The organism is Kurthia sibirica (assembly GCF_003143975.1).
Lineage (GTDB): Bacteria > Bacillota > Bacilli > Bacillales_A > Planococcaceae > Kurthia > Kurthia sibirica.
Genome location: NZ_QFVR01000049.1, coordinates 1 through 3,163, shown reverse-complemented (window position 1 = coordinate 3,163; position 3,163 = coordinate 1). Strand labels below are relative to the sequence as shown.

The following is a 3,163-nucleotide window of genomic DNA, read 5'->3' as shown; positions in this document are numbered from 1 at the left end:
AATTGTTCTTTGAAAACTGGATAAAACGACATTGAAATATAAGTAACACATTAATTTTTTATTAAGTTTTAATTTTTTAGGCTTAATGACTTGAAAATGTATTTATTTCAAAACACACGTAAGACGAATTAGTGAGCGAAAGCATAGCTAACAAGTAGAACGAGGTGAATTGGAATCGAATAGGTTAAGTTATTAAGGGCGCATGGCGGATGCCTTGGCACTAGAAGCCGAAGAAGGACGGCACTAACACCGATATGCTTCGGGGAGCTGTAAGTAAGCTTTGATCCGGAGATTTCCGAATGGGGGAACCCACTACCTTTAATAGGGTAGTATCTTAACGTGAATTCATAGCGTTCTGATGGCAGACTCAGGGAACTGAAACATCTAAGTACCTGAAGGAAGAGAAAGAAAAATCGATTCCCTTAGTAGCGGCGAGCGAAACGGGAAGAGCCCAAACCAAGAAGCTTGCTTCTTGGGGTTGTAGGACACTCTATACGGAGTTACAAAGGAACGAATTAGACGAAGCGGTTTGGAAAGACCCGCCATAGCAGGTAACAGCCCTGTAGTCAAAAGTTCGTTCTCTCCAGAGTGGATCCTGAGTACGGCGGAACACGTGAAATTCCGTCGGAATCTGGGAGGACCATCTCCCAAGGCTAAATACTCTCTAGTGACCGATAGTGAACCAGTACCGTGAGGGAAAGGTGAAAAGCACCCCGGAAGGGGAGTGAAATAGATCCTGAAACCATGTGCCTACAAGTAGTTAGAGCCCGTTAATGGGTGATAGCGTGCCTTTTGTAGAATGAACCGGCGAGTTACGATTACATGCAAGGTTAAGTTGATAAGACGGAGCCGTAGCGAAAGCGAGTCTGAATAGGGCGAATGAGTATGTGGTTGTAGACCCGAAACCAGGTGATCTACCCATGTCCAGGTTGAAGGTAAGGTAACACTTACTGGAGGACCGAACCCACGTATGTTGAAAAATGCGGGGATGAGGTGTGGGTAGCGGAGAAATTCCAATCGAACCTGGAGATAGCTGGTTCTCTCCGAAATAGCTTTAGGGCTAGCCTCGTGTTTTAGAATCTTGGAGGTAGAGCACTGTTTGGACTAGGGGTCCATCCCGGATTACCGAATTCAGACAAACTCCGAATGCCAATGATTTATACACGGGAGTCAGACTGCGAGTGATAAGATCCGTAGTCAAAAGGGAAACAGCCCAGACCACCAGCTAAGGTCCCAAAGTAATCGTTAAGTGGAAAAGGATGTGGCGTTGCTTAGACAACCAGGATGTTGGCTCAGAAGCAGCCATCATTTAAAGAGTGCGTAATAGCTCACTGGTCGAGTGACGCTGCGCCGAAAATGTATCGGGGCTAAACGATTCACCGAAGCTGTGGATGGACATCTTAGATGTCCGTGGTAGGAGAGCGTTCTAAGTGCTGTGAAGTCAGACCGGAAGGACTGGTGGAGCGCTTAGAAGTGAGAATGCCGGTATGAGTAGCGAAAGACGGGTGAGAATCCCGTCCACCGTATGACTAAGGTTTCCTGAGGAAGGCTCGTCCGCTCAGGGTTAGTCGGGACCTAAGCCGAGGCCGATAGGCGTAGGCGATGGATAACAGGTTGATATTCCTGTACCACCAATTTATCGTTTGAGTGATGTGGGGACGCAGTAGGATAGGGTAAGCACACTGTTGGTTATGTGTGTTCAAGCAGTAAGGCGTGGAAGTAGGCAAATCCGCTTCCTGTAACGTTGAGCTGTGATGACGAGCGATTAATCGCGAAGTTCCTGATTTCACACTGCCAAGAAAAGCCGCTAGCGAGATAGATAGGTGCCCGTACCGCAAACCGACACAGGTAGTCGAGGAGAGAATCCTAAGGTGTGCGAGAGAACTCTCGTTAAGGAACTCGGCAAAATGACCCCGTAACTTCGGGAGAAGGGGTGCTCTAGTAGGGTGAAAGCCCGAGAGAGCCGCAGTGAATAGGCCCAGGCGACTGTTTAGCAAAAACACAGGTCTCTGCAAAATCGTAAGATGACGTATAGGGGCTGACGCCTGCCCGGTGCTGGAAGGTTAAGAGGATTGCTTAGCGCAAGCGAAGGTGAGAATTGAAGCCCCAGTAAACGGCGGCCGTAACTATAACGGTCCTAAGGTAGCGAAATTCCTTGTCGGGTAAGTTCCGACCCGCACGAAAGGCGTAACGATCTGGGCACTGTCTCAACGAGAGACTCGGTGAAATTATAGTACCTGTGAAGATGCAGGTTACCCGCGACAGGACGGAAAGACCCCGTGGAGCTTTACTGTAGCCTGATATTGAATTTTGGTGCATTTTGTACAGGATAGGTAGGAGCCTGAGAGACCGGAGCGCTAGCTTCGGTGGAGGCGTTGTTGGGATACTACCCTAAATGCATTGACATTCTAACCCTTGCCCCTTATCGGGGTAGGAGACAGTGTCAGGCGGACAGTTTGACTGGGGCGGTCGCCTCCTAAAGAGTAACGGAGGCGCCCAAAGGTTCCCTCAGAATGGTTGGAAATCATTCGTAGAGTGTAAAGGCATAAGGGAGCTTGACTGCGAGACCTACAAGTCGAGCAGGGTCGAAAGACGGGCTTAGTGATCCGGTGGTTCCGCATGGAAGGGCCATCGCTCAACGGATAAAAGCTACCCCGGGGATAACAGGCTTATCTCCCCCAAGAGTCCACATCGACGGGGAGGTTTGGCACCTCGATGTCGGCTCATCGCATCCTGGGGCTGTAGTCGGTCCCAAGGGTTGGGCTGTTCGCCCATTAAAGCGGTACGCGAGCTGGGTTCAGAACGTCGTGAGACAGTTCGGTCCCTATCCGTCGTGGGCGTAGGAAATTTGAGAGGAGCTGTCCTTAGTACGAGAGGACCGGGATGGACATACCTCTGGTGTACCAGTTGTCTTGCCAAAGGCATCGCTGGGTAGCTATGTATGGACGGGATAAGTGCTGAAAGCATCTAAGCATGAAGCCCCCCTCAAGATGAGATTTCCCATTACGCAAGTAATTAAGATCCCTTGAAGACGACAAGGTAGATAGGTTCGAGGTGGAAGTGTGGCGACATACGGAGCTGACGAATACTAATCGATCGAGGACTTAACCACGAAGTTACAAAACATTTCAATGAACCGTTTATCCAGTTTTGAAAGAATAAT

At 49.2% G+C, this 3,163-nt stretch carries 1 rRNA gene; it reads left to right on the top strand.

Going from position 1 to position 3,163, the window contains the following annotated elements:
* Positions 1 to 182: 182 nt before the first annotated feature.
* Positions 183 to 3,112, top strand: a 23S ribosomal RNA gene (locus DEX24_RS16675).
* Positions 3,113 to 3,163: the final 51 nt, after the last annotated feature.